At 66.2% G+C, this 23,595-nt stretch carries 24 protein-coding genes and 1 pseudogene; 10 read left to right on the forward strand and 15 right to left on the reverse strand.

All coding sequences use genetic code 11. The features are described 5' to 3' along the window. Positions 1-57: 57 nt before the first annotated feature. The gene (gene larE / locus ACERIM_RS14555; RefSeq protein ID WP_006648592.1) at positions 58-903 is read right to left on the reverse strand and encodes an ATP-dependent sacrificial sulfur transferase LarE; all 846 of its coding nucleotides are present in this window, start codon (positions 901-903) and stop codon (positions 58-60) included. Positions 904-1,017: 114 nt separating this feature from the next. Here larE and ACERIM_RS14560 point away from each other — a divergent pair, with 114 nt between their 5' ends. Further along, the gene (locus ACERIM_RS14560; RefSeq protein ID WP_006648593.1) at positions 1,018-1,587 is read left to right on the forward strand and encodes a DUF6789 family protein; all 570 of its coding nucleotides are present in this window, start codon (positions 1,018-1,020) and stop codon (positions 1,585-1,587) included. A 38-nt stretch (positions 1,588-1,625) separates the two neighbouring features. Here ACERIM_RS14560 and ACERIM_RS14565 read toward each other — a convergent pair whose 3' ends face one another. Further along, positions 1,626-2,585 (reverse strand): DUF368 domain-containing protein, encoded by a 960-nt coding sequence (locus ACERIM_RS14565; protein WP_373633259.1) that lies wholly within the window; start codon positions 2,583-2,585, stop codon positions 1,626-1,628. A 210-nt stretch (positions 2,586-2,795) separates the two neighbouring features. Between ACERIM_RS14565 and ACERIM_RS14570 the strand changes: the two genes are divergently transcribed. After that, positions 2,796-4,838, forward strand: a complete 2,043-nt coding sequence (locus tag ACERIM_RS14570) for a helix-hairpin-helix domain-containing protein (RefSeq protein ID WP_049965407.1) — start codon at positions 2,796-2,798, stop codon at positions 4,836-4,838. 48 nt (positions 4,839-4,886) lie between these two features. Here the strand turns inward: ACERIM_RS14570 and ACERIM_RS14575 are convergent, their stop codons facing one another. Beyond that, positions 4,887-5,225, reverse strand: coding sequence for a hypothetical protein (locus tag ACERIM_RS14575; RefSeq protein WP_373633260.1), 339 nt, complete (start codon positions 5,223-5,225; stop codon positions 4,887-4,889). A 123-nt stretch (positions 5,226-5,348) separates the two neighbouring features. Between ACERIM_RS14575 and ACERIM_RS14580 the strand changes: the two genes are divergently transcribed. Continuing rightward, a complete protein-coding gene (locus ACERIM_RS14580; RefSeq protein ID WP_049965149.1) occupies positions 5,349-6,479 on the forward strand; it encodes an ORC1-type DNA replication protein in 1,131 nt (376 codons plus the stop codon). A 27-nt stretch (positions 6,480-6,506) separates the two neighbouring features. Here the strand turns inward: ACERIM_RS14580 and ACERIM_RS14585 are convergent, their stop codons facing one another. Beyond that, positions 6,507-6,776: a hypothetical protein gene (locus ACERIM_RS14585; RefSeq protein ID WP_006648598.1), complete on the reverse strand. Its 270-nt coding sequence runs from the start codon at positions 6,774-6,776 to the stop codon at positions 6,507-6,509. Positions 6,777-7,059: 283 nt separating this feature from the next. Between ACERIM_RS14585 and ACERIM_RS14590 the strand changes: the two genes are divergently transcribed. Together ACERIM_RS14590 and uvrB are read left to right on the forward strand one after the other, a co-directional pair. Beyond that, positions 7,060-7,797 (forward strand): DUF4397 domain-containing protein, encoded by a 738-nt coding sequence (locus tag ACERIM_RS14590; protein WP_373633304.1) that lies wholly within the window; start codon positions 7,060-7,062, stop codon positions 7,795-7,797. Between the two features lie 187 nt (positions 7,798-7,984). Continuing rightward, positions 7,985-10,042 carry an excinuclease ABC subunit UvrB gene (uvrB, locus tag ACERIM_RS14595; protein ID WP_373633261.1) on the forward strand — a complete coding sequence of 686 codons (2,058 nt, stop codon included), beginning with the start codon at positions 7,985-7,987 and terminating at the stop codon, positions 10,040-10,042. A gap of 60 nt (positions 10,043-10,102) precedes the next feature. On the opposite strand, the pseudogene ACERIM_RS14600 reads toward uvrB, so the two are convergent. The 10 genes and pseudogenes from ACERIM_RS14600 to ACERIM_RS14645 form a co-directional block, all read right to left on the reverse strand. Beyond that, positions 10,103-10,541 (reverse strand): annotated as a pseudogene (locus tag ACERIM_RS14600) (IS6 family transposase); the annotation flags it as partial. A gap of 677 nt (positions 10,542-11,218) precedes the next feature. Next, entirely contained in the window at positions 11,219-11,407 is a 189-nt protein-coding gene (locus ACERIM_RS14605; RefSeq protein ID WP_373633262.1) for a hypothetical protein, read from the reverse strand. A gap of 372 nt (positions 11,408-11,779) precedes the next feature. After that, positions 11,780-12,241, reverse strand: a complete 462-nt coding sequence (locus ACERIM_RS14610; RefSeq protein ID WP_373633263.1) for a hypothetical protein — start codon at positions 12,239-12,241, stop codon at positions 11,780-11,782. 103 nt (positions 12,242-12,344) lie between these two features. After that, positions 12,345-13,571, reverse strand: coding sequence for a putative manganese transporter (locus ACERIM_RS14615; RefSeq protein ID WP_373633264.1), 1,227 nt, complete (start codon positions 13,569-13,571; stop codon positions 12,345-12,347). Positions 13,572-13,801: 230 nt separating this feature from the next. Beyond that, positions 13,802-15,148 carry an NrfD/PsrC family molybdoenzyme membrane anchor subunit gene (gene nrfD, locus ACERIM_RS14620; RefSeq protein WP_373633265.1) on the reverse strand — a complete coding sequence of 449 codons (1,347 nt, stop codon included), beginning with the start codon at positions 15,146-15,148 and terminating at the stop codon, positions 13,802-13,804. Positions 15,149-15,246: 98 nt separating this feature from the next. After that, positions 15,247-15,729, reverse strand: a complete 483-nt coding sequence (locus ACERIM_RS14625) for an N-acetyltransferase family protein (protein WP_373633266.1) — start codon at positions 15,727-15,729, stop codon at positions 15,247-15,249. A gap of 78 nt (positions 15,730-15,807) precedes the next feature. After that, positions 15,808-16,284, reverse strand: a complete 477-nt coding sequence (locus ACERIM_RS14630; RefSeq protein WP_373633267.1) for an N-acetyltransferase family protein — start codon at positions 16,282-16,284, stop codon at positions 15,808-15,810. A gap of 76 nt (positions 16,285-16,360) precedes the next feature. Further along, complete coding sequence (locus ACERIM_RS14635) at positions 16,361-16,663, reverse strand: translation initiation factor (protein ID WP_049965142.1); 303 nt, start codon at positions 16,661-16,663, stop codon at positions 16,361-16,363. An 80-nt stretch (positions 16,664-16,743) separates the two neighbouring features. Beyond that, the gene (locus ACERIM_RS14640; RefSeq protein ID WP_373633268.1) at positions 16,744-18,498 is read right to left on the reverse strand and encodes an excinuclease ABC subunit C; all 1,755 of its coding nucleotides are present in this window, start codon (positions 18,496-18,498) and stop codon (positions 16,744-16,746) included. Positions 18,499-18,524: 26 nt separating this feature from the next. After that, positions 18,525-19,181, reverse strand: coding sequence for a hypothetical protein (locus tag ACERIM_RS14645; RefSeq protein WP_373633269.1), 657 nt, complete (start codon positions 19,179-19,181; stop codon positions 18,525-18,527). A 120-nt stretch (positions 19,182-19,301) separates the two neighbouring features. Here ACERIM_RS14645 and ACERIM_RS14650 point away from each other — a divergent pair, with 120 nt between their 5' ends. The 4 genes from ACERIM_RS14650 (at position 19,302) to ACERIM_RS14665 (ending at position 22,659) form a co-directional block, all read left to right on the forward strand. After that, on the forward strand, positions 19,302-19,571 hold the full coding sequence (locus ACERIM_RS14650) for a hypothetical protein (RefSeq protein WP_006183266.1): 270 nt from the start codon (positions 19,302-19,304) through the stop codon (positions 19,569-19,571). 125 nt (positions 19,572-19,696) lie between these two features. Then, on the forward strand, positions 19,697-20,629 hold the full coding sequence (locus ACERIM_RS14655) for an ATP-binding cassette domain-containing protein (protein WP_373633270.1): 933 nt from the start codon (positions 19,697-19,699) through the stop codon (positions 20,627-20,629). After that, complete coding sequence (locus ACERIM_RS14660) at positions 20,626-21,600, forward strand: ABC transporter permease (RefSeq protein ID WP_373633271.1); 975 nt, start codon at positions 20,626-20,628, stop codon at positions 21,598-21,600. The genes ACERIM_RS14655 and ACERIM_RS14660 overlap by 4 nt, the downstream gene beginning before the upstream one ends. An 84-nt stretch (positions 21,601-21,684) precedes the next feature. After that, positions 21,685-22,659, forward strand: coding sequence for an ArsA family ATPase (locus ACERIM_RS14665; protein WP_373633272.1), 975 nt, complete (start codon positions 21,685-21,687; stop codon positions 22,657-22,659). Between the two features lie 95 nt (positions 22,660-22,754). Here the strand turns inward: ACERIM_RS14665 and ACERIM_RS14670 are convergent, their stop codons facing one another. Further along, positions 22,755-22,976 (reverse strand): hypothetical protein, encoded by a 222-nt coding sequence (locus ACERIM_RS14670; protein WP_373633273.1) that lies wholly within the window; start codon positions 22,974-22,976, stop codon positions 22,755-22,757. Between the two features lie 377 nt (positions 22,977-23,353). Between ACERIM_RS14670 and ACERIM_RS14675 the strand changes: the two genes are divergently transcribed. Continuing rightward, entirely contained in the window at positions 23,354-23,542 is a 189-nt protein-coding gene (locus ACERIM_RS14675) for a hypothetical protein (protein ID WP_006648614.1), read from the forward strand. Positions 23,543-23,595: the final 53 nt, after the last annotated feature.

Raw genomic sequence — 23,595 nt, forward strand, 5'->3', positions numbered from 1 at the left:
GGTTTGATATCCGGTCGGTCGCCACCGGTCGGTTCCGACGGCGCGCACCCGGGGCGGTCAGTCGTCCCGTATGACGGTCTGTTCGCCACCGGACGCCTCGTCGGGGCTGACGCTGCCGGTCCGGTAGCCGTGTAGATCGAGCGTGACGTGGTCGAACCCCAGCTCCGAGAGTTCCGCCCGGACCGTCTCGACGAACTCCCGTTCCAGCGCTCGCTCGAGTTCGTCGGGGGCGACTTCGATGCGGGCCAGCCCGTCGTGGTCACGGACCCGGAACTGGTCGAACCCCCATTGTCGGAGCAGGGCCTCGGCCCGCTCGATCCGGGTCAGCCGATCCTCGGTGACCTCGAGTCCGGTCGGGATCCGCGAGGAGAGACAGGCCATCGAGGGTTTGTCCGCGACCGAGAGATCGTAGCGGTCGGCGATCTCGCGGACCTCGTCCTTCGAGATGTCGTGAGCCAGCAGCGGCGAGTGGACGTCCAGTTCCTCGACGGCCTGCAGCCCGGGCCGGTGGCCAGCGCCCGGATCGTCCGCGTTCGTCCCGTCACAGACCGTCCCGACGCCGAGTTCCCGGGCGGTCTCGAGCATCTCGCCCAGCCGCATCGTCCGGCAGTGATAGCAGCGATCGTCGTCGTTTTCGACGAACGCGTCGCTTTCCAGTTCGGAGAAGGAAACGATCTCGTGGCGGATCCCGATCTCGTCGGCTACCCGGCGGGCGTCCGCGAGTTCGGCCTCGGGGAGGGTCTCGCTTTTGGCGGTGCAGGCGATCGCGTCCTCGCCGAGCGCGTCGTGGGCGATCGCGGCCACGGCGCTCGAGTCGACGCCGCCGGAGAAGGCCACGACGACCCCGTCACGTGCGGCGAGATCCGCGCGGGCGGCCTCGAGTTTCGCCTCGAGCGTTGTCATGGCCCGGCGTTTGGTCCCGACGGGCAAAAGCACGTTGTCGTCGGTCCGACGGCCGTAATCCGCGTGCCGAGCCGTTAAGACGCCGTCGGTGGTAGGGCGCGTGTTCAGACCATCATGGCTGTCTCAGACCACCTGCGACGGTTGCGGTCGATCACCGACACGGAGGGACACACCAGCGATGTCGACGCCCACTCCCGCGAGGAACACCTCGCCGACGCGGTGGCCCGCGGGCTCCAGGGCGGAGTCGTCGCGACGCTGCTTATGACTGCCTTCAGACTTCCACTCTTGCGATCGCTGCCGCCGTCGGCGAACTTCTGGTCACAGTACGTCGCCGGCGGCGATCCCGACGATCACCCCATTCCCGGAATCGCACTGCACCTGCTCTACGGGGTGAGTTCGGGCGCGCTCTTCGGCGGGCTGTTCTCGCTGTACACCGCCGGCCGGTCCATCGAGCCCGAACAGCGCGGGCTCGTCTGGGGCTCGATCTACGGCATGGTCCTCTCGGCGGTCGGCGTGCAGGTCGTATTGCAGGGACTGCTGGACATCCGCCTCGAGGCCGACGAACTCGCCCTGTTCCACGCCGGCCACCTCGTCTACGGCCTGTCGCTGGGGGCCTGGGTCGGCTCCCGAACCGAGGGCGTCGAGGACCCCGACCGGGAGTACGAGTACGACGACGGCAACTGACCGCGGCTCCGATCACGCGGCTTCGGTGGCCCGCTCGGTTACTCCGGATCGAAGCCGCCGACGAGTCGCTCGAGCGCGAACAACGCGATCGCACCGACGGCGGCCCACGCGGCGGTCAGTGCGATCGTCTCGGTCGTCCAGGCGTGGGTTTCACCGATGTTGTGTAGGGGTGCGGGGACGGAGCCGGCGATGAGACCGACCAGGAAGAGCAGTGTTACCCCGCGATTGCGCGTCAGCGCGGCACGGACGACGCGGGCGATCGTGACGAGGCCGACGACGCCACCGGTGACGAACAGTGCGACGGTCGTCCCCGGATCGACGACGGCCGAGAGCGAGCCGCCGCCGAGCAGGTCCAACGCGGCGCGGACGAACGCGCTCAGCTCGCCCGAGAGGTAGACGTACTGGCCCAGCAGGATCAGGATGAGCGAACCGGAGATGCCGGGGAGGATCATCGCGCTGATCGCGACCGCGCCGGCGACGAGGATCACCACGGGGCCGCTCCCGGGCAGTTGGACGACATCGGCGGCGACCAGCAGGGCCAGCGTCGTCCCCCCGATCCCAGCGGCGACGTGGGTCGGCGAGGCGAACTCGAGGCTGCGCCCGAGCGTGATCGCCGAGGCGGCGATCAGCCCGGTGAAAAAGCCGAAGATCGCGACCGGGTGGGATTCGGCCAGCGACGAGACGAGATCGGCGATGAGGACGACGGCGGTGACCATTCCGACGCCCAACGGGAGCAGGAAGTCGAGATCCAACTCGAGGAGCGCCTCCCGCGCCCGGGCCCGGCGATCGGGATGGTAGCCACGCAGGATGGCGAGCGCCCGGCCCGGCGTGAACGCGGTGACGGCGGCGATCAACCGGCCGTAAAAGCCCAGCAGGAGCGCGACGGTGCCGCCCGAGACGCCCGGCAGGGCGTCGGCGGTCCCCATACAAAGCCCGTAGCCGTAGGTCCGAAGCAACTCGAGGCGGTCGCCGACGGCCTCGGATCGGTCATACTCCATGGGTTCGGTTCCGTCGTTCCGGTCCTGTAGTGGGGGTCGGTCGCGATCGCCGGTTCGACTGCATGTCCGGTAGGTTCCCGTCCACTCGTATAAATGGTCGACAACGCTGTCAGCCCGTGTGTCGCGGGGACGACACGTGAGCCTGATCGTGCGCCTGCCGACGTGGGCGGGAACTTTTTCTCGCTCCGGTTTGATACGCCGGTCGAGACTATGGACCTCGAGTCGATTCCGGGCGTCGGCGAGAAGACGGCCCGAGCGCTGGCCGAACTCGACGATCCCGAGCGCGCGCTGCGGGCCGGCGACGTGGCCGCGATCGCGGCCGCGCCGGGGATTTCACAGGGGCGGGCCGCCCGCATCGCGCGGGGGGCAATCCGTCGCGATCACGACGACCCTGGCGGGTTCCTCGCGACCGACCGCGCCCGGGAGATCTACCGCGAGGTCCTCGCGTTGCTCGAGGAGCGTACCGTGACCGACTACGCCGCCCAGCGCCTCGAGACGATCTACCCGAGTCCGACGCGCTCGCGCATCGAGGAGGTGCGGGCGTTCGCGGCCGAGGCCCTCGAGCGCGAGCCCGATCCCGCCGTCCTCGAGGCCCTCGAGGGGCTCGAGCCGCTCCGGGAGCCGGGCGACGTGCGGGTCCGCGAGCGGTGTCTGGCGACGACCGACGCCGAGCGCTACTCGGCGGCCCGCGAGGCGATTCCGGAACTCTCCGTCGAGGTCGTCGAGGACGCACAGGGGCTGGCCGAACTCGCGCGGGGGTACTCGACGGTGATCGCCCTCGACGAGTCCTTCGCCGGGGTCACCATCGAGGGCGACGTGCAGGTCCGGCCCGACGCCCTCGAGAACCCGGCCGAAGTCGTTCCCGAGCGTCCCCTCGCGTTCTTCGCGCGGAACCGCGATCGGTTGGGGGCCGCCGTCGCGGTCCACCGGGCCGCCGACATGGACGCGGCCTGTGACCTCGCGGCCTTGGAGAACGGCCTCTCGCGGCTGGCAGAGGACGGCACGGTCGCGGGCGACGACGAACTCGACCGCCTGACGACGGCGGTCGACGATCTGGACGCGGCGGCAAGCGCGGCCGAGAGCGTCGCCAACGACCGCCTACGGGAGGCGATCCGTGAGCAGGACGTCACGATCGAGGGCTCGGACCTGCTATCGCTGGTCGAGCGCGGGGCCGGCGTCGACTCCTTGCTCTCGCGGGAGCTGGCCGACGAGTACGCCGCGGCCGTCGAGGCCGCCCGCGACCACCTCGTGGACGCGCTCGATCTCGATCAGGGCGAGAGCGAGATCGCCCGCCGCGCGTTCGGCGACGAGCCCACGTTTCCCGTCGAGCGCGACGAGGACGCGATCGGCCGGCTTCGCGAGGAGCTGACCGCGGCCAAGGAGCGCCGCGCCGGCCGACTGAAACGCGAGCTCGCTGCCGACCTCGCCGACCAGCGCGAGGGAGCCCGCCAACTGGTCCGGGACGCCCTCGAGCTGGACGTGGAGCTGGCGATCGCCCGCTTCGCGCGGGATTTCGGGTGTACGATGCCCGAGTTCGTCCCGGCGGGCGAGGCGAGAGGGACCGGCTTCGCGATCGAGGGCGGCCGGTCGCCGCTGCTCGACGAACCCCTCGAGGCGATCGACCCCGTCGACTACGCGGTCTCGGGCGTCGCCTTGCTGTCGGGGGTCAACAGCGGTGGGAAGACGTCCACGCTGGACCTGGTGGCAAGCGTCGTCGTGCTGGCCCACATGGGGCTGCCGGTCCCCGCCGAGAACGTGCGCCTGCGGCGGTTCGATGACTTGCACTACCACGCCAAGACCCAGGGGACGCTGGACGCGGGGGCCTTCGAGTCGACGGTGCGGGAGTTCGCCGACCTCGCCCAGGGCGGCGAGGGGTCGCTGGTGCTGGTCGACGAACTCGAGAGCATCACCGAGCCCGGCGCCTCGGCGAAGATCATCGCGGGCATCTTGGAGGCACTGTCGGAAAACGGCGCGACCGCGGTGTTCGTCTCCCATCTGGCGGGCGAGATCCGCGAGATGGCCGGCTTCGACGTGACCGTCGACGGCATCGAGGCGGTGGGTCTCGTCGATGGCGAACTCGAGGTCAACCGCTCGCCGGTCAAAGACCACCTGGCGCGGTCGACGCCGGAGTTGATCGTCGAGAAGTTGGCCGACGAGGCCCGGGACGAGGCGGTCGCAGCGAACGGCGGCGCTCCGAACGACGGCGACCCCGAGCCGGTCTTCTACGATCGCCTGCTCGAGAAGTTCGACTAGTACAGCGGGACGAACCGGCGACGTGAGCAGTCGGTCACCCGGCTCACCCTACTTCTGTGGGCTCCCGCCGTGCCACTCGAGGATGTTCTTGTGCCCCCACTTCTCGCCGTCATCCCCGTCGTCGGTCAGCGCCGCGAGCGACTCGGCGTCGTTCATCTCGAGGAACTCGGCGAGGTCGTCGACGTAGGCGGCGACGGCGGCGACCGTCTCGTCGTCCTGGAGTGCGAACGCCTCCTTCACCGAGTCGGGCATCCCGTCGGGTGCGATGTACGTCTCCGAGCGGGCGTACTCGCCGATTCCCCGTAGGGTCTCGGGCGAGCAGTCCTCGAACTGCTCGAGCAGGAAGTCGGGGATCGCCTCGGGTGGGTCCGGTCCGATCATATCCATGATACCCATCCATATGGTGAATATTAACAATTATGTATTGTTACACAGAGGCATGATTGGTATCGACCGAGCGTGTGAGCCGGTCACCAACCCTTAAGACGCTGCGGAAGCAGGGTGAAAGTGATGGGTGACGACCCCGAAGAGGGGATGTTGTCGTGGGACGAATCCGTGTTCAGGGACGAACACGTCTTCGAGATCGACTACGTCCCCGAGACGTTCAAGCACCGCGAGGGCCAGACCGAGAGCCTGACCTATGCCTTGCGCCCGGCGGTGCGGGGGTCGCGCCCGCTGAACGTCGTCGTCCGCGGCCCGCCCGGGACGGGCAAGACGACGGCGATCCAGAAGCTGTTCGACGAGGTCGGGGCCCAGACGAGCGACGCGCGGACGATCCGGGTCAACTGTCAGGTCAACGCGACCCGCTACTCCGTGTTCTCGCGGCTCTTCGAGGGTACCTTCGACTACGAACCGCCCTCCTCGGGCATCTCCTTTAAGAAGCTGTTCGGCCAGATCGCCGAGAAACTCGTCGAGGAGGACAAGGTCCTCGTGGTCGCCTTGGACGACGTTAACTACCTCTTCTACGAGAACGAGGCGAGCGATACGCTCTATTCGCTGTTGCGCGCCCACGAGGAGTACCCCGGCGCGAAGATCGGCGTCGTCGTCGTCTCCTCCGATCCCGCACTCGACGTGATCGACGAACTCGACTCGCGGGTCCAGAGCGTCTTCCGCCCCGAAGACGTCTACTTCCCGGTCTACGATCAGCCGGAGATCGTCGACATCCTCGCCGAACGGGTCACACGCGGCTTCCACGAGGGCGTCATCGACCGCGATACCCTCGAGTACGTCGCCGAACTCACCGCCGAGAGCGGCGATCTGCGGGTCGGGATCGACCTGCTGCGCCGGGCCGGACTCAACGCCGAGATGCGGGCCAGCCGTACCGTCGAGCGCGAGGACGTCGAGACGGCCTACGAGAAGTCCAAATACATCAACCTCTCGCGGTCGCTGTCGGGGCTGACCGACACCGAGCAGGCGCTGCTCGAGGTCATCGCCCACAACGACGGCGAGCAGGCCGGCGCGGTCTACGAGGCCTTCCACGAGCGGACCGATTTGGGCTACACGCGCTACTCCGAGATCGTCAACAAGCTCGACCAGCTCGGGCTGATCGACGCGGACTACGCCGACGTCGAGGGGCGGGGCCGCTCCCGGTCGCTCTCGCTGTCCTACGAGAAAGACGCGGTACTGGAACGACTCGAGTAGCTCCTGTCCGCGGTCGATACCGCCAGCTCAGACCTGGTCGATGGTCCTGCGGTAGTCCTCGGCCGCCTCGATGGCCGACTCGAGTTTCGCCTCCGTGTCGCCGTCGGCCCGCTCGCGGGCCTGCCGGAGGGCGTTGAGCCGCTCGTCGAGGACGGCGTGGTCGGGTTTCGTGTCGCTCATCGCGTAGTCGGCGAACGCGTCGGTCGTCTCGCGGATGTCCTCGCGGACCTCGTCGCTCTCGGCCGACTTCGCGGCCGCCTCGAGGGCGTCTCGGGCCTGCTGGAGTTGCTCCGTCATGGGCGGACCGACGGCGACTCGAGCCATAACGATTGGGCGGGCAATCGCCACGTGGGGGCAAACGAGCGCCCGGTCGAGGTGAGACTGCGAGTGCTGTAGCCGTCCGCTACGGACTGGCGCGTCTCGAATACGAGGGCCCTACCGACGACAGGGGCCGGATACGCGCGGGTCGTCCCGTGGAAACGGCGACACTACTCGTGATACTGACTGCGGGCTTTTTTCGGTCCCAGTCCCCGGATCCGGTTGCATCATGCCAGTATCACGACGAACGGCCCTGAAAACGATGGGCATCGCGGGCGGACTGACTGCGGCGAGTGGCACCGCGTTCGCCGTCGGCGAATATAAAGACGACGAGCGATCGGTCGACGGGAAATCCGACGACGATGGCTCGACGGGCACGCAGGGAGCGGCCGTCCGGATCGCACACTTCTCGCCGGACGCACCGAACGTCGACGTCTACGTCGCGGGCGACCGCGTCCTCGCGGACGTGGCTTACGGTGACGTCTCGCCCTATCTCGAGATCGACCCGGGAACCTACACGGTGATGATCACGGCCGCAGGCGATCCGGAGACGGTCGCGTTCGAGGGCGACGTAACGTTCGGTGCCGCCTTCTACACCGTCGCCGCGATCGGCGAACTCGAGGCCGACACCTTCCAGCCGGCGGTTCTGGTCGACGCCGGCTCGGCGCTCGTCCGGCTCGTTCACGCGTCGCCGGACGCGCCGGCCGTCGACGTCTACGCCGACGGCGAGCCAGTCTTCGAGGACGTGGCATTTACCGACGCGACCGACTACGTCCCGGTGCCGGCCGGGGCACGCACCGTCTCGGTCCGACCGGCCGGCGGCGAGGCGGCCGTCGCCTCGTTCGACGTGACCCTCGAGCGGGGCACCGCCTACACCGCCTACGCGATCGGCTACCTCGAGCCGCCGACCGCGGACGATCCCATGTTCGCCGTCGAGCCGACGGTCGACGGGCCGATGGCCGACGCCGACGAGGACGACGGGATGGACACGTCCCACTAACGGGAGCGCGCCACGAACGGCGCGGTCGTTTCAGTGGTGGCGCACCACCGAAACCGGCGGACCGGTCGACCAACTGGGTGCTGGAAGCCGACCGACGGCTCCGGCGGTTGCCGCGGTCGCCACGACCCGCGGCCGATCCGACGCGACATGCGAGCGGGTCAAGTGGCTCGAGCCCCTGATCCCGCTAATGAGCGACGCGCAAGGACCCCTCCAGCCGGACCGTCCCGACGTCGACCGGCCGTTCTCGGTCGACGCGCCGTTCGATCCCGCGGGCGACCAGCCCGAGGCGATCGAACAGCTGGCCGCGGGTTTCCGCGAGGGGATGGACAAACAGACCCTGCTGGGCGTGACCGGCTCCGGGAAGACGAACACCGTCTCGTGGGTCGTCGAGGAGATCCAGAAACCGACGCTGGTGATCGCCCACAACAAGACGCTGGCGGCCCAGCTCTACGAGGAGTTTCGGAACCTCTTCCCGGACAACGCCGTCGAGTACTTCGTCTCCTACTACGACTACTACCAGCCCGAGGCCTACGTCGAGCAGAGCGACACCTACATCGACAAGGACGCCTCGATCAACGACGAGATCGACCGCCTGCGCCACTCCGCGACCCGCTCGCTGCTCACCCGGGAGGACGTCATCGTCGTCGCGAGCGTCTCCGCGATCTACGGCCTCGGTGACCCGCGCAACTACGTCGACATGTCCCTGCGCCTCGAGGTGGGCCAGGAGATCGGCCGTGACGAGCTACTCGCCCAACTGGTCGACCTGAACTACGAGCGCAACGACGTCGACTTCACGCAGGGCACCTTCCGAGTCCGGGGCGACACCATCGAGATCTACCCGATGTACGGTCGGTACGCGGTGCGGGTCGAGCTGTGGGGCGACGAGATCGACCGCATGGTCAAGGTTGACCCCCTCGAGGGCAAGACGCAGGGCGACCAGCAGGCGGTGCTGGTCCACCCCGCGGAACACTACTCGATCCCGGAGACGAAACTCGAGCGGGCGATGGACGAGATTCGCGACGATCTCGACGACCGGATTGCCTACTTCGAACGGCAGGGCGACATGATCGCCGCCCAGCGCATCGAGGAGCGGACGACGTTCGACCTCGAGATGATGGAAGAGACGGGCTACTGTTCGGGGATCGAGAACTACTCGGTCTACCTCTCGGACCGCCGGTCGGGCGAAGCGCCCTACACCCTGCTCGACTACTTCCCCGACGACTTCCTCACCGTCGTCGACGAGTCCCACCAGACCCTGCCCCAGATCAAGGGCCAGTACGAGGGCGACAAGTCCCGCAAGGACTCGCTGGTCGAGAACGGCTTTCGACTGCCCACCGCGTACGACAACCGCCCGCTGACCTTCGAGGAGTTCGAGGAGAAAACGGATCAGACGCTGTACGTCTCGGCGACGCCGGCCGACTACGAACGCGAGGAAAGCGAGCAGATCGTCGAACAGATCGTCCGGCCCACGCATCTGGTCGACCCCGCGATCGAAGTCGCAGACGCGACGGGGCAGGTCGAGGACCTGCTGGACCGCATCGACGACCGCATCGACCGCGGCGAGCGGACCCTCGTGACGACGCTCACCAAGCGCATGGCCGAGGACCTGACCGAGTACCTCGAGGAGGCGGGCGTCGACGTGGCCTACATGCACGACGAGACGGACACCTTGGAGCGCCACGAGATCATCCGCTCGCTTCGACTGGGCGAGATCGACGTTCTCGTCGGCATCAACCTCCTGCGGGAGGGACTCGACATCCCCGAGGTCTCGCTGGTGGCCATTCTGGACGCCGATCAGGAGGGCTTCCTCCGAAGCGAAACGACGCTCGTCCAGACGATGGGCCGAGCCGCGCGAAACGTCAACGGCGAGGTCGTCCTCTACGCCGACGAGCCCTCGAACGCCATGGAGTCGGCGATCGAGGAGACCCAGCGACGCCGGGAGATCCAGCAGGAGTACAACGAGGACCACGGCCTCGAGCCGACCACCATCGAGAAGGCGATCGGCGAGACCAACCTCCCCGGGGCCAAGACCGACACCACGGAGGTCTCCGGCCGGGAACTCGAGGGCGAGGACGACGCCGCCCGCTACATCGACGAACTCGAGACCCAGATGCAGGAGGCCGCGAACAACCTCGAGTTCGAGTTAGCTGCGGACATCCGCGATCGGATTCGCGAAGTGCGCGAGGAGTTCGACCTCGCAGGCGAGGAAGACGAGGGGATCGCGCCGCCGACCGAGGAGTTCTGAGCGGCGACTGTCCGGTTCGCGACTGTCACTGTCTGATTCTGATCGAGTGGTCTCGAGTCAGTTTCGGTCGGTATAGTCCACCCGACCGTTCAATCCTAATCGAGCAAGGGCAGTCCGATGGCCAAACAGATCAACAAGAAATGTTATGTCGGAGAGATCGTGTTTCTCGCGGAGTCCATGCAGAAACACGACTGCTGGATCAGTGCCATGCCGTTCGAACAGTTGCACGTCGAGAATCAACTTCGTGTCGAAGTCTATTGCATCATACAACCAAAACTTACCATTGATTTTGATGGCGGTTTCGTCGACCGCGACCCTTAACGGCTTCGCCGTCAGCGGATCGCCAATGACATCAGATATTCTATGGACCCACTGAAGAATCGCTTGTTACGATCGTTCTACTCCGAATAGACCAAGAATCTTTTTTGTCTCTCTAAGCGAAGAACAGCTCAGACACCCAAAATTCAATATTCGCCGTCTCCAACGTCTCTCTGACCAGTTATTGGTTGAGCATGAACGCTCAAACCACCGAACTGTGCGCTTCTCAAACTAGCTTATCTAGGTGGAGTCGTATATATGTAACTTCAGACCCCTGTGATCAATTCCCTGGCGGTGTCGATTCTCCATACTGCGACGCCTAGACATAGGTGCGAATACTACTTTATGAATTCTTAAATAAAAAGATCCGCTTATGTTCAATAGGAGCGTCAAGTAACATATGGACTCTAATCTACGCGAACAAATCCATCCTTTTTCGATTCTAATTGTATTGTCGGTTATTGGGGTCGCTTCTTACTTTGAATTTGTGTATTACCCGAAAACAAACATCTATATAATAGTAGTTTGGATAATCGTGGTTCCGTTGCTACTCTTGGCAACAATTGATGGTTTCCGGAATCACTCAATGTTTCGATTCTTTTCATATCTTTCGTTTATTATAGTAGCCACATTGCAACATATGGGTGGTGGTGAATTATATATTGCTGCTTTATTTGCAGTGGCTGGATCTATCGGGATTTTCTATATGATCTGGAATATAGCGATGTGCGATACGCTACTCGAATAGTCGTTCACGCCGACCGTCTTCGGGTTCGCTATTCGATGTCGATCGGGCCGATAAAAGCAAGACGCCGCCCTCCGTAGCGGGTGGCGTGTGACACCGGTGACTCGGCCGGATTACTCTCGCTCGAGGCTGCCGGGCACCACGGGACAGCCACAGGGGGAGGCGGTGCCGACGCCGGGGCCGGTGACGGTCACGACCCAGACGGGGCGACCGCAGCGGGGGCAGTCGGGGACCGACCACTCGTCGTCCGGATCGTCGGCCGGTTCGGAGTGGACCGGCCTCGAGTCGAGGGCGTCGCTCATCGGTCCCTCCGGGTGGAGCGTGGCCGATCCCCGCGATCGGGCGCTGTCGCTGGTCGTTTGAGTTGATTCCACCGTCGTGCGGGACGTTTATATCCCGCTAGGATGTACGCAATCATGGCTTCAAGCTGACCGCTTGGAAGCCAGTCTCGGGTGGTTCCAGCACCCGGGGCGTTTCGACGGCCGCCCCCAACCGGTCGGGCGTTCGGAGACGGGCTTCCGGTTGAATGTTGGCACACTGTAACTTATAACTACTGCTAAGGCTGTGGAAACTATCACGAACGTCTCAGGCACGCCGTCCGTCGTCGACGAACACGACTCGTCTCGTTCTCCGCCGCCGAGCGCTCTCGAGCGACAAATACCGGCAGTGAACGCCTACTGTCCGGGTACCGAGACGGGTTCGCCGGCCTCGTTCAGGTTCGTCCAGACGTCGCCCGATCCCGTGATCACGACTTCGAACTGGTGGGGTCCGCTCCCGACGGCGTCGCCGTACGAATTGAACGACACCACCGCGACAGTGTCGTGGGTAACGGACCGAGCGGTCAAACTGTAGACGCCCGGCGCGCCGTCGAAATCGCTCACCGTCAGTGCCTCGCCGGACGCCGGAACGGTGTACTCCCCCCAGACTGGACGGCTCGTCGAGTCGTCTCGGGGCGCATAGACGAGGGTCAACGCCATCTGCTCCGCTTGGCCCGTCTCGGTCTCGAGGACGATGCGCTCGAGCGTCGCGCGGTCGCTCCGCTCGGGACCGGTGTTCGTCGACGGCAGGGCGCACCCGGCGAGCCCGACGATGCCCGCTGTACTCGCAGTGTGACCGAGGAGGGCGCGGCGGTGCATACCCGTCGTATGAGCGATCGTCAGCAAATACTTTCCGACGAGAGAAGGCAACAATCAGTCGATCAGGCCACGGAGTCGATCGGCGTCTCTGATCGCAGGAACCTCACAACACGCCGAACCCGAACTCCGCCATCCCGAAGACCGGCCCCCACAGCAGGTGGAGCGCAACGCCGACGACGACCGCCGGCAGGAAGTTGTAGATCGTGGCGACGATGGCTGCTTTGGCGTCGACGGCCAGCAGCGGGAACAGCGCGTCGCCGTCCTGTGCGATCGCGTTCGCGGTCAGCGCCGAGAAGGGGAGCCCGCCTTCGGCGTAGACGCTGGCTAGCAGGATCTGCGGACCACAGCCGGGGATCAGCCCGACCGCCGCGCCGCCGATCGGGGCCAGCACGCCGGCCGTCGCCGCGAGCGTCGCGACGTTGACCCCGCTGAAGAGGACGACGTACTCGTAGACCAGGAAGGCCACCAGCACCCAGACGGTGACGAAGCTCGTCTCCATCGCCGCATGGGTGAGCGTATCATAGACCGACAGGAAGGAGTCTCGAGCCCGCGCGATCTCCCCTTCACCGACGTAGTGGCGGCCGATCAGGTAGAGGTACAGCGACAGGACCGCGCCGGTGATCCCGACGATGGTAAAGAGGCCGTCGAAGCCGAGGCCGGTTGTGAGCGGGATTTCGGGCCCGCCGCGGAACAGATAGAGCGAGCCGAGGACGAGCCCAGCCGCGGCGGCGATCCACCACACGACGTGTGCGAGGTGTGACAGCGGCGTGAGGATCCGTGACTCCCGGTCGGGGCCACTCTCGTGGGCGTGAGTCGGGGCCGGACCGCCGTAGTCGTGGGCCGGGTTCGGTCCGACGCCGCCGTTGACGACGGTGCCGCCGTCCGGCGTCGCGGCGGGCGAGAGCTGGGCCACTGCGGCGTCGATCCGGGAGACGCCGAGGCCGTACGAGTCGACGAGGTAGCCGGTCGCGACCGACGCGGCGAACGCGATGGCATAGGAGTACAGCGCCGCTTCGGGCGCGAGCGCGAGGATGACGAACGCCGAGTCGCCGGCGGTGGCACCCAGCGTCGCGACCACCGTCCCGAAGCTGACCGTCCCGCGGACGTACAGCGGCATCACGACGATCGCGCCGCCACAGCCCGGCGTCAGTCCCAGTAATCCGCCGAAGGCGACTTGTAGCCGCTCGTTGTCCTCGATGGCACTAATCACGGCCCCGCCGGTCCAGTACTGGACCAGGCCGAACGCCAGCACCGTGACCGCGACGAACGCGCTCACCTGTACGTAGCCGTCCCGCAGCGACCCGAGGAGGACCGTCAGGACCTCGTTCACGCGACCTCACCCCTACTGTGAGGCCGATCGACCGAAAGATTAGACATCTCTAAACCTAGGTTTAGTACCATCAGGTAAATAGCTGCTGGTGGCGACAGTCGGGCTGTGACGGAGGCTCGAGGCGGCCGCTGAGCGGGGGGACGGCCGCGAACCGTGACGCGACGCTGGCGTTCGAAAGCGGAGTGGGCGAAAAACGGAGTCGAGTCGGCCCGATCGCGACGGCGTCGTGGCTATTCGCGGTCGTCCCGATGGTGGTCGTCCCGATGGTGATGGTCCCGGAGGTGTTCGATCGCGTGGAGTTCGACGACGGGGAAGACCTTGGAGACGGTCAGGAAGATGAGCGCCACCATGCCGATCGTCCCGAGGATCGACAGGACCTCGATCAGTCCCGGGACGTAGTCGCCCGGGACGGCCTCGTAGATGTCGAAGGTGGGGTGTAAGAACCCCTCGACGACGAACAGCACCTTCTCCATGATCGTCGCGGTGAGGACCGCGAGGCCGGAGACGATGGCTCGTCGCTTGGTAAACAGCGTCGGGCGAATCGCCTGGGCGAAGATGTACGACAGCGTCAGGAAGACCAACGACATCGACGTGAGGTAGATGGGGTTCGTGGCTCTGGCGAACGCTGCGATCGTCAGGTCGGTGGGGGCCTGGAACAGGCCGGTAATGTTCTGCTGGAGTTGCAGCCACAGGAAGAGCAGACAGAAGAAGCCGAGCCAGAGGAGCAGTCCGCGGAAGATGTCGTCGGTGATGATGTGATCCCAATCGTACGCGCGTCGGAACGAATAGGCGAGGATAATGACGCCGCTGATGGCCGACGTGAGTGCGATGGTAAGGAACTGCGGCCCCTGGACGCCGCCGAACCAGGTCGGATAGTTCGGCAACACGGCGAACAGCCACGGGATCACGCCGCCATGGAGGAGCAGCGGGGCCATGATGATGATCGCAAGCGCGAGCCACCAGACCATCCGCTCGACGATCGCGTCCTCTTTTTCGGTGTAGCCGATCGTCATGAACCGGTAGATCGGATCCAGGCGATCCGGAAGGTCATCACGGAGCCGACTGACGTCGTACCGCAGCGTCAGCGAGAGATAGGTCGCCGTCAACACGAAATAGGCCGTGATGACGGTCACGTCCCACACCAGCGGCGAGCCGTGGATCGTGATGTGGTAGTGACCGATGACGCTCGTGACCATCCGGTCCGGCCGACCGAGGTGGACGATGATGTAAAAGCCGGCTGCGGAGAGGCCGGCGATGGTCAGCAGTTCGGCGAGGCGGGCGACCGGCATGTACCGATCCATCCCCAACAGACGGACGGCGGCCGAGAGGATGATCCCGCCGTGGGCGATCCCGACCCACCAGATGAACGCGCCGATGTAGATCCCCCACGTGGCACCGCCGCCGCTTCCCCAGTCACCGAGGGCAGTGACGATTAACCCCTCTTGGAGCTGGTAGGCCCACCCGATGAGGAAGGCGAGAAACGCCAGCCCAGCGATGGCAACCATGATGAAATACGTTGTCGATACCGACCCGATCGGCCGCAGAATGTCGGCCTCGCTCGGCGTTTTCGTCCCCATGTGCGACACTATCTCTCACTAGCGGCCCACTTGCATCCGTGCTATGAATTTGCAAGGACACTGTCGATCATCGCGGTCTCACCGGCCAAGCGGTGTGATCACAGCTCGAGCGTGTAGACGACTTCGCGCCGCTGCTTGCCGCCGATCTCGACGTCGTCTTCGCCGGTCGGCTCGAACCCGTGATCCTCGTAGAACTCGCGGCCGCCCTCGTTCGAGGCGAGGTCGATCGCCCGCATCCGCTCCATGTTGAAGTCCTGGAGGTCCTCGCGTAGCCGCTCGTAGAGTCCGGTGCCGATCCCCTCGCCTTGGTGGTCGGGGTGGACGGACATCCGCAGAACATCGCCCTCGTCCTCGGTGACGACGCCGTGGGTGAAGCCGACGATGTCTCCGTCTTTCTCGGCGACGAGGAACGCGGTGCCGGGTTTCGACAGCGCCGTCTCGAGGGCCTCGTCGCCGTACCACTCGTCGATGGTCTCGTCGATGGTGTCGGCGTCAAGTTCGTCGTAGGTGTCGTGCCACGTCGCCCGGGCGACGCGTCTGATCGCCGATCGGTCCTCGCGGGTGGCTGGTCGGAGTTCCATACCGGGACTACGATAGCGAGTAACAAAGCCCTTCCACCCGCTCAGTTAGGTCCCCTCGTCGATCGGCTCGGCGGGTGGCTACAGTTCGAGCGTGTAGACCGCTTCGGGGTAGTACTCGCCGTCGATCTCGACCTCGCCCTCGTCGGTCTGCTCGAAGCCCAGCCCCTCGTAGAACCGGCGGCTGGCGTCGTTGAACGCGAAGTCGAACGAGCGGACTTCCTCGGCCTCGGTCTCTTCGAGGGTCGCCATCAGCCGCTCGTGAAGCGCCGAGCCGACCCCCTCGCCCTGGTGGTCGGGGTGGACGTACATCCGGAGGACGTCGGCGGTCTCGCCCTGTGCGACCGCGTGGGTGAAGCCGACGAGTTCGTCGTCGCGTTCGCAGACGAGAACGACCGTCCCGGGTGCCTCGAGCGGCATCGAGTCGTCGGTGTACCACGCGTCGACGGTCTCGTCGATAGTCTCGGCGTCGAGTTCGTCGTAGGTGTCGTGCCACGTCGCGCGAGCGACGGCCGTGATCGCGTCGAAATCGTCTTCCGTCGCGGATCGAACGTTCATACCGCATCATCGAACGTGAGACATAAATAACTCGCTGACATGGCCGGGCCGGCGAATATTGCCATCGCGACCGATTTCACTCCCGCACGTCGAACCCCCGCTCGCGAAGCAGTTCCGGCACCCGATCGCGGTGGTCACCCTGAAGTTCGATACGTCCCCCGTCGGCGACCGTCCCGCCGGTTCCCAGCGCGCTCTTCAGGTCCGAGGCGGTCGATTCGATCTCCGCTTTCGAGAGGTCGAACCCCTCGACGATCGTCACCGGCTTGTCGTACCGGCGGCTCTCGGTCCGGATCGACAGCACCTGCTGGGACGTCTCGAGGTCGCCCTGACTGTCGAGTTCGTCGAGCAGGTCGTCGAGGTCGTCGTCGTTGCCTGCCATACGGTATCATGGGGTCCGGCCGGGGGATAGCCCTGTCCTTGCCCTCGCAACGGGGTCGACGCGACCGCCGACGCGCCGGCCTACAGCCGCGATTTGATCGTCTCGGCCGTCTTCTCGCCGACCCCCTCGACGCTCCGGAGGTCCTCGAGGCTCGCCTCGCGGACGTTTTCGACGCTGCCGAACCGCCCCAGCAGCCGTTTGCGTGTCTCGGGACCGACTCCCTGCACGTCGTCTAACACCGTTGAGACCTCGTCGCGGACGGTCTGGTGGTACTGCACGGCAAAGCGGTGAGCCTCGTCGCGGACCCGCTGGAGCAGGTGAAGGTGTGGCGCGTCGCTGGGCCACGAGAACGACCGCTCGGGCGTGACCACGCGCTCTTCGGCCTTGGCCAGCGCGATCGCCGGCACCTCCCAGCCCGCCTCGGCGAGCGCGTCCCGGGCCGCTTCGAGCTGACCCGCGCCGCCGTCGATCAGCAGGAGGTCGGGATCGGGCCGGTCGTCGCGACCCTCGACGGCGCGGGTCGCGCGCCACTCGAGCAGGGCTCGCATGTTGTCGTAGTCGTCGTTCTGATCGGTGAGTTTCTTCCGCCGATACTCCGCCTTCTCGGCGCTGCCGTCGACGAAGGCGACGTTACTGCCGACTGCCGCCGTTCCCTGGGCGTGGCTCACGTCGAACCCCTCGATCCGGCTCGCCGACTCGATCTCGAGGGCGTCGGCGAGCATGCCACACTCGTCGCGCCGACCCACGTTGCGCCGGGCGTTCTTCAGCGCGAGTTCGACTAGCTTGGCCTCCCGGCCCGCACCCGGCACGCGGACCGAGACGCCCTCGGTCGCGAGCCACGCCGCAACCTCCCCGTCGCCGTGGCGCTCGGGTAGGAGAAGGGCGTCGGGCAGTTCGCGCTCGGCGTAGTACTGGACGAGAAACGCCGACAGCACCGCGGGAACGCCCCCGCCGATCGCGCTATCGCTTCCCGCGGAGCCGGGGGCCTCGAGCGTGTGGCGGTCCCGGTCGACCAGCTTGCCGTCCTCGGCACGCAGGCGGGCGACGGTGGCGTCCTCGCCCTCGATGGCGACGCCCAGCACGTCGACGCCCCGCTCGTCGCCGACCGACTGGACGGCCTCGCCCCCCTCGCCGTGGAACGCCTCGACGGTCTCGAGTCGGTCCCGCAGGTTCGCCGCGCGCTCGAAGTTCTGACTCTCGGCGGCGGCCTCCATCTCGCGGCGCAGCGGGTCCGCGAGGATCCCGGTCTCGCCCTCGAGGAACCGCTTGACGGCGGTGACGTCCTCGCGGTAGCTCTCGATATCGATCTCGCGGGTGCAGGGTGCGGTACAGAGCCCCATCTCGTAGTCGAGACACGGCCGGTCCCGACCCGAGTACTTGTGATCCGAACACCCGCGGATCCCGTAGGTCTCCCGCAGGGCCTTCACGACCGTCTCGACCTGCGTCTTGCTGGTGTAGGGCCCGAATACCGTCGCCGACTCGCTGGGATCGCGGGTGATCTCGATCCGGGGTGCGTCGTGGTCGGTCAGTTGGACCATCGGGTAGGACTTGTCGTCCTTGAGCCGGACGTTGTAGCGGGGCTGGTGGCGCTTGATCAGGTTCGCCTCGAGCAGTAGGGCCTGGGTCTCGGTGTCGGTGACCGCGATCTCGACGTCGTCGGCCCGATCGACCATCCGCCGGATCCGCGCGCTGCGGGGGTCGGCGTAGGACCGCACCCGGTCGCGCAGATCGACGGCTTTCCCGACGTAGAGGGTGGTCTCCCCGTCCCGGAACTGGTAGACGCCGGGCTCGCGGGGCAACGATCCGGCGCGCTCGCGAACCCCATCGGCTTCCATCGGCGGCCCTATGGAGGCAGGGAATTTCAGCCTGACTCCTCGCCGTCCGCTTCGTGTCCCTCGCTCCGACCGCCGCCCCCGTCGATCGGCTCCGGTCGGATCGCGGCCTCGAGGTCGGCGACGACGCCGTCCTCGACCGCTGTGTCGGTGATGGGAACCGCGAGATCGGCCCCGCCGCTGACCCGGATCACCAGCCGTCGCGACCGCGAGCGGACGTAGCCCACAGCGAAAACGACCGCAAAGAGCAGCGCGGTGAGGGCGAGCGCGACCGCGCCCCACTCGAGGACGAGCAGCGCCGTCCCGACGCCCTCGCGGACGGCCCCGACGAGGTCGGACACCGGCGGGAGGTCCGGCGCGGACGGTGGCTCGACCGGCACGAGATCGCCGAGGGTCGCCCGCGACGCCTCCAGCAGGCCGACGCCGACGACTGCCGCGGCGAGCGACAGGACGAGCCACGCGAGTCGGTCGGTCGACTCGGCGGTCACCGTGCCGACGTTCGGTCGATCGACGGCGCGGAAGTTCCGGCCGTCCCGGTCGGGAGTGAACGCCAACAGCCGGCGGTTCGTGACGACGAGCGTCGCCGCCTCGAGGTCGGCGCGGTGGTCGATCCGCTCGCCTTCGTCACACAACTGCTCGACGCGCTCGGTCCACGCGGTGGCCCGATCGCCCTGCGCTCTGGCCATCGGTCGCCGCTCCCAGCCCGCGGCCCAAGTACGTCGGGCTCCGTTCACGCGAGTAGGGAGCGCCTTCCGAGCCGCTCGAACACGGTACATTCTCGGTCGTCGGGGGACAACCCGACGCGTATGAGTGACTCGACGGTACAGTGCTGGCTCGTCGAACGGGAACTGGGCGACCGCGACTTCGTCACGCTCGTCTACGCGACGCCGGACGGCTCGCGCTACCAGCAACGACAGCGCTCCTCGACGGCGCTGCGGACCGGCGCGACCGTCACCGCGGCCACCGAGGTCCCCGAGGACGAACTCGAGCCGGTGCCCGATGAGGAGACCCGCACGCGTTACGCAACGGAGGTCGACCGGACTGCGGACAAATACGATCCCGACGACCCGATCTGACCCTCTCTCCGCCCCCGAAACGTGAGAAATAAGGGCACAGTACGGCTATCGCGGCCGATATGGTCCTTCTTCGGCAGACTCCTGATGTCACAAACCTTATCGGGAAACGCTGCGACCACACGGCCATGCCCGCTATCACAGTCGACGAGCTGACCAAACGGTACGGTCAGACCCTCGCGCTCGAGGACCTCTCCTTCGAGGTCGAAGAGGGCGAGGTGTTCGGCTTCCTCGGTCCCAACGGTGCTGGCAAGTCGACGACGATCAACGTCATCCTGGACTTCGCCCGGCCGACCGCGGGCGAGGTCAGCGTCCTCGGCATGGACGCCCAGCACAACAGCCGCGAGATCCGGCGTCGAACCGGCGTCCTCCCCGAAGGCGTCGAACTCTACGACCGCCTGACCGCCCGCCAACACCTCGAGTTCGCCATCGAATCGAAAGACGCCGACGACGACCCCGAAGCGCTGCTCGAACGCGTCGGTCTGGTCGACGCGATCGACCGGAAGGCCGGCGGCTACTCGAAGGGGATGGCCCAGCGGCTCATGCTCGCGATGGCGCTTGTCGGCGAGCCCGATCTCCTCATCCTCGACGAGCCCTCCACCGGCCTCGACCCCAACGGGGCCCGCGAGATGCGCGAGATCGTCCGCGAGGAAAACGAACGCGGCGCGACCGTCTTCTTCTCGAGTCACATCATGGAGCAGGTCGAGGCGGTCTGTGACCGCGTCGGCATCCTGCGCGACGGCCGGATGGTCGCCGAAGACTCCGTCGAGGGACTGCGCGACTCCGTCGAGGGCGGCACGACCCTTCGGGTCTCCGTCGACCGGATCGACGACGACGCCCTGCAGGCGGTCCGCTCGCTACCCGACGTAAGCGACGCCACCGTCGACGGACACGAGCCGCCGACGGTCGTCGTCACCGTCGACGGCTCGAAGACGGCCGTCCTCTCGGCGCTCGAGGACCGCGGCATCGAGATCCGAGACTTCGAGACCACGGAGGCGTCGCTCGAGGACGTCTTCCAGTCGTATACGACCGACGCCGGGACGGAGGTGCATGCTCGATGAGTTCCGAAACCGGGACGCCGGCGGAGTCGGCAGGCACGAGCGGGTCGGCCTCGAGTTCGATCAACCCAGAGAGCGTTCGTGCGGTCGCGAAGAAGGACTTTCAGGACGCCGTCCGCTCGTGGCTGTTCTGGGGGCTGTCCGTATTCTTCTTCACGATCCTCGTCGTCGTGACCGGGGCGCTCTCGTACTTCGGCGACGACATCGCAGCGCAGGGAGCGACGACGGACATGCTGGTCGTCTTCGTCAGCCAGATCACGAAAGTCATCGTCCCCCTGATCGCGCTGGTACTGGGCTGGAAGTCGATCGCGGGCGAGCGCGAGTCCGGGAGCATCAAAGTCCTCCTCTCGCTGCCCCACTCCCGAAAGGACGTCCTGCTCGGGAAGCTGCTCGGACGGTCGGCCGTCCTCTCGCTGTCGCTGACGGTCGGCTTCGTACTCGCAGCCGTCGTCGTCGCCGCGTTGCTCGGCGGCTTCGATATCGCCGACTACGCCGGACTGCTCGTGATGTCGATCATCTACGGCGTCGCCTACATGAGCATCGCCGTCGCGCTCTCGTCGCTGACGCCCTCGACGACCATCGCCGGAGCCGCGATGGGCAGCGTCTTCCTCATGTTCTACGGCGTCTGGAACGGTCTGGAGGGGGTCTTCAGACTGCTCGGCGAGCGCGACATCCTCTTTTTCGATACCGTCACGTACACGGTTGAGTCGGGGGGACGGACCTTCGAACTCACCCGGCCCGAAGATTGGGCGTACTTCGTCCTGAATCTCGATCCCGGACAGGCGTACAGTAATGGATTGACGCTGCTGACGGACGTCGAGGCGCTCGAGCAACAGTCCGCGGTCAGCGCCGAGATGTTCGGCGGCGAGTTGCCGATCTTCCTCCAAGACTGGTTCTCGTTCCTGATCCTGCTGTTCTGGGTCGTCGTGCCGCTCGCGATCGCGCTCTACCGGTTCGACCGCGTCGACATCTGATCGGCGGACGGCAGCGGCCCCATTCTCTCGGTCGGCTCCCGTTCGGCAGGGCGATTTACGGTACCCGCCGTGATACCCCCGCCCGTGACCGATTGCATCTTCTACGGCGGCAAAGGCGGCGTCGGGAAAACGACCTGTGCGGCCGCGACGGCCCTTCGGCTCGCCGACGCGGGCCGAGACACGCTCGTCGTCTCGACCGACCCCGCCCACTCGCTGTCGGACTCGCTCGAGACCGATCTCGGTCCCGAGCCACGCGAACTCGAGGCCGAGGCGGCGGGGATCGACGCGGCGAGCGGGAGCCTCTGGGCCGTCGAGATCGACCCCGACGCGCGAAAGGAGCGTTACGAACGGCTGGCGCGGGCGCTGGCCGCCGACCTGCGCAGCGCCGGTATCCGGCTCGACGACGAGGAAGTCGGCCGGCTGTTCGCCGGCGGCGCGCCGGCCGGTAGCGACGAGATCGCGGCGCTGGATCTGCTCGTCGAGTACGTCGACGACGGCGACTGGGACGTCGTCGTCTTCGACACCGCGCCGACGGGCCACACCCTCCGGCTGTTCGACACCCCCGAGGTGATGGGACTGGCCCTCGAGACGGCTCAGTCCCTGCGGGGACAGGCAAAGCGGATCGGCGACGCTGCCCGGACGGCGGTGCTGGGCCCGATGTCGATGTTCGGGAGCGGCCGCGACGACGAGGAGGGCCTCGAGTCGTTCCGGGCCCGCCTCGAGCGCGCACGCCAACTACTGACCGATCCCGAGCGCACCGAGTTCCGGGTCGTCTTACTGCCGGAATCGATGGCGATCGCCGAGTCCGAGCGACTGGTAGCGACGCTGCGGGAGGCCGACGTGCGGGTCGACCGGCTCGTGGTCAATCGGGTGTTCGAGGACCCCGAGGACGGCTGTTCGCGGTGTCAGTCACGTCACGAGCGACATCTCGAGCGGGTCGCGGAGATTCGAGCGACCTTCCCCGATCTCGAGGTCGTGACGCTGCCGGAGCGCGAGGGCGAAGTACAGGGCCTCGAGACGCTGCTTTCGGTCGGAGACCGACTTCGAAGCGAGCGGTGACCGTGCGCATCAGTCGCGGACCCACTCACCGTTGAGTTCGTCGTTCGAGTGACCTTCGATCGCTGGAGGCGTGAACCCAAAACGGAGTCCGTGGGTCACACCAGTGAGATATTCTCGAACGTTTCCGGGGCTAGTATCGCAACTCCAAGCATGAAGAGGCCCATACCCAATGCGGACCCCACAGCGATGTAAATCGTAAACCGAAGATCGACCCAGCCTTCGACAATCCCGGTAACCAACGGAACGAGCAGCAGTGCAAGTATGCCGGGAACGGCTGCAAACAGAAGGAGGCGCTTTGTGATCCCTGTTTTTCCCATATTAGAACAATGTGGGTATGTGACAATATACCTGTCCGTGATTGTGGCTGGGTGCTTTACTCCGCATAGCACAACTAAGACCGACCCACAATTGGACAACTGACCCTCTAAAATACATGTCTATATGAGCGCAGCAGGCTGAAACGAGGAACTGTCTCTAGTAGCCGCTGAAACGATTTACACACTGATCGCAACGCTGTCGTGCGATCAGGTGTGTAATGGCTTTCAGCGGCTACTATCGCTCTATGGAATCTCGGCGGGTCGCGTCCGCTGCCGGTCAGCCGATGTACCCCGATCCGGACCGCCCCACGAAAGCGCTCGATGCGGTGCCGATTTTCGCCCACAGACTTATGATGTCGGCGATCCGTCATTCTACCATGGCACGCTCGCTCGGACGGAACTCGTCCCCGCTGCTCACGGCGATCGGCGTTGCCGTCGCGCTCATTGCGATCGTCGGCACACAGTTCCTCGGCTGGGAGTGGGGAGACGGCCGACTCGTGCCGACGGTCATCGGCGTCGTCGCCGTCGCGATCGCGGTCGTCGCGGTCCTCGCTCGTCGCGAGTGAGACGGACCTCGTCGCCTCGAGGGACCGCTTGCTCGGTTCCGTCAGCACCGAGT

The organism is Natrinema sp. H-ect1 (genome assembly GCF_041821105.1).
In the GTDB taxonomy this organism is placed as follows: Archaea; Halobacteriota; Halobacteria; order Halobacteriales; family Natrialbaceae; genus Natrinema; species Natrinema thermotolerans.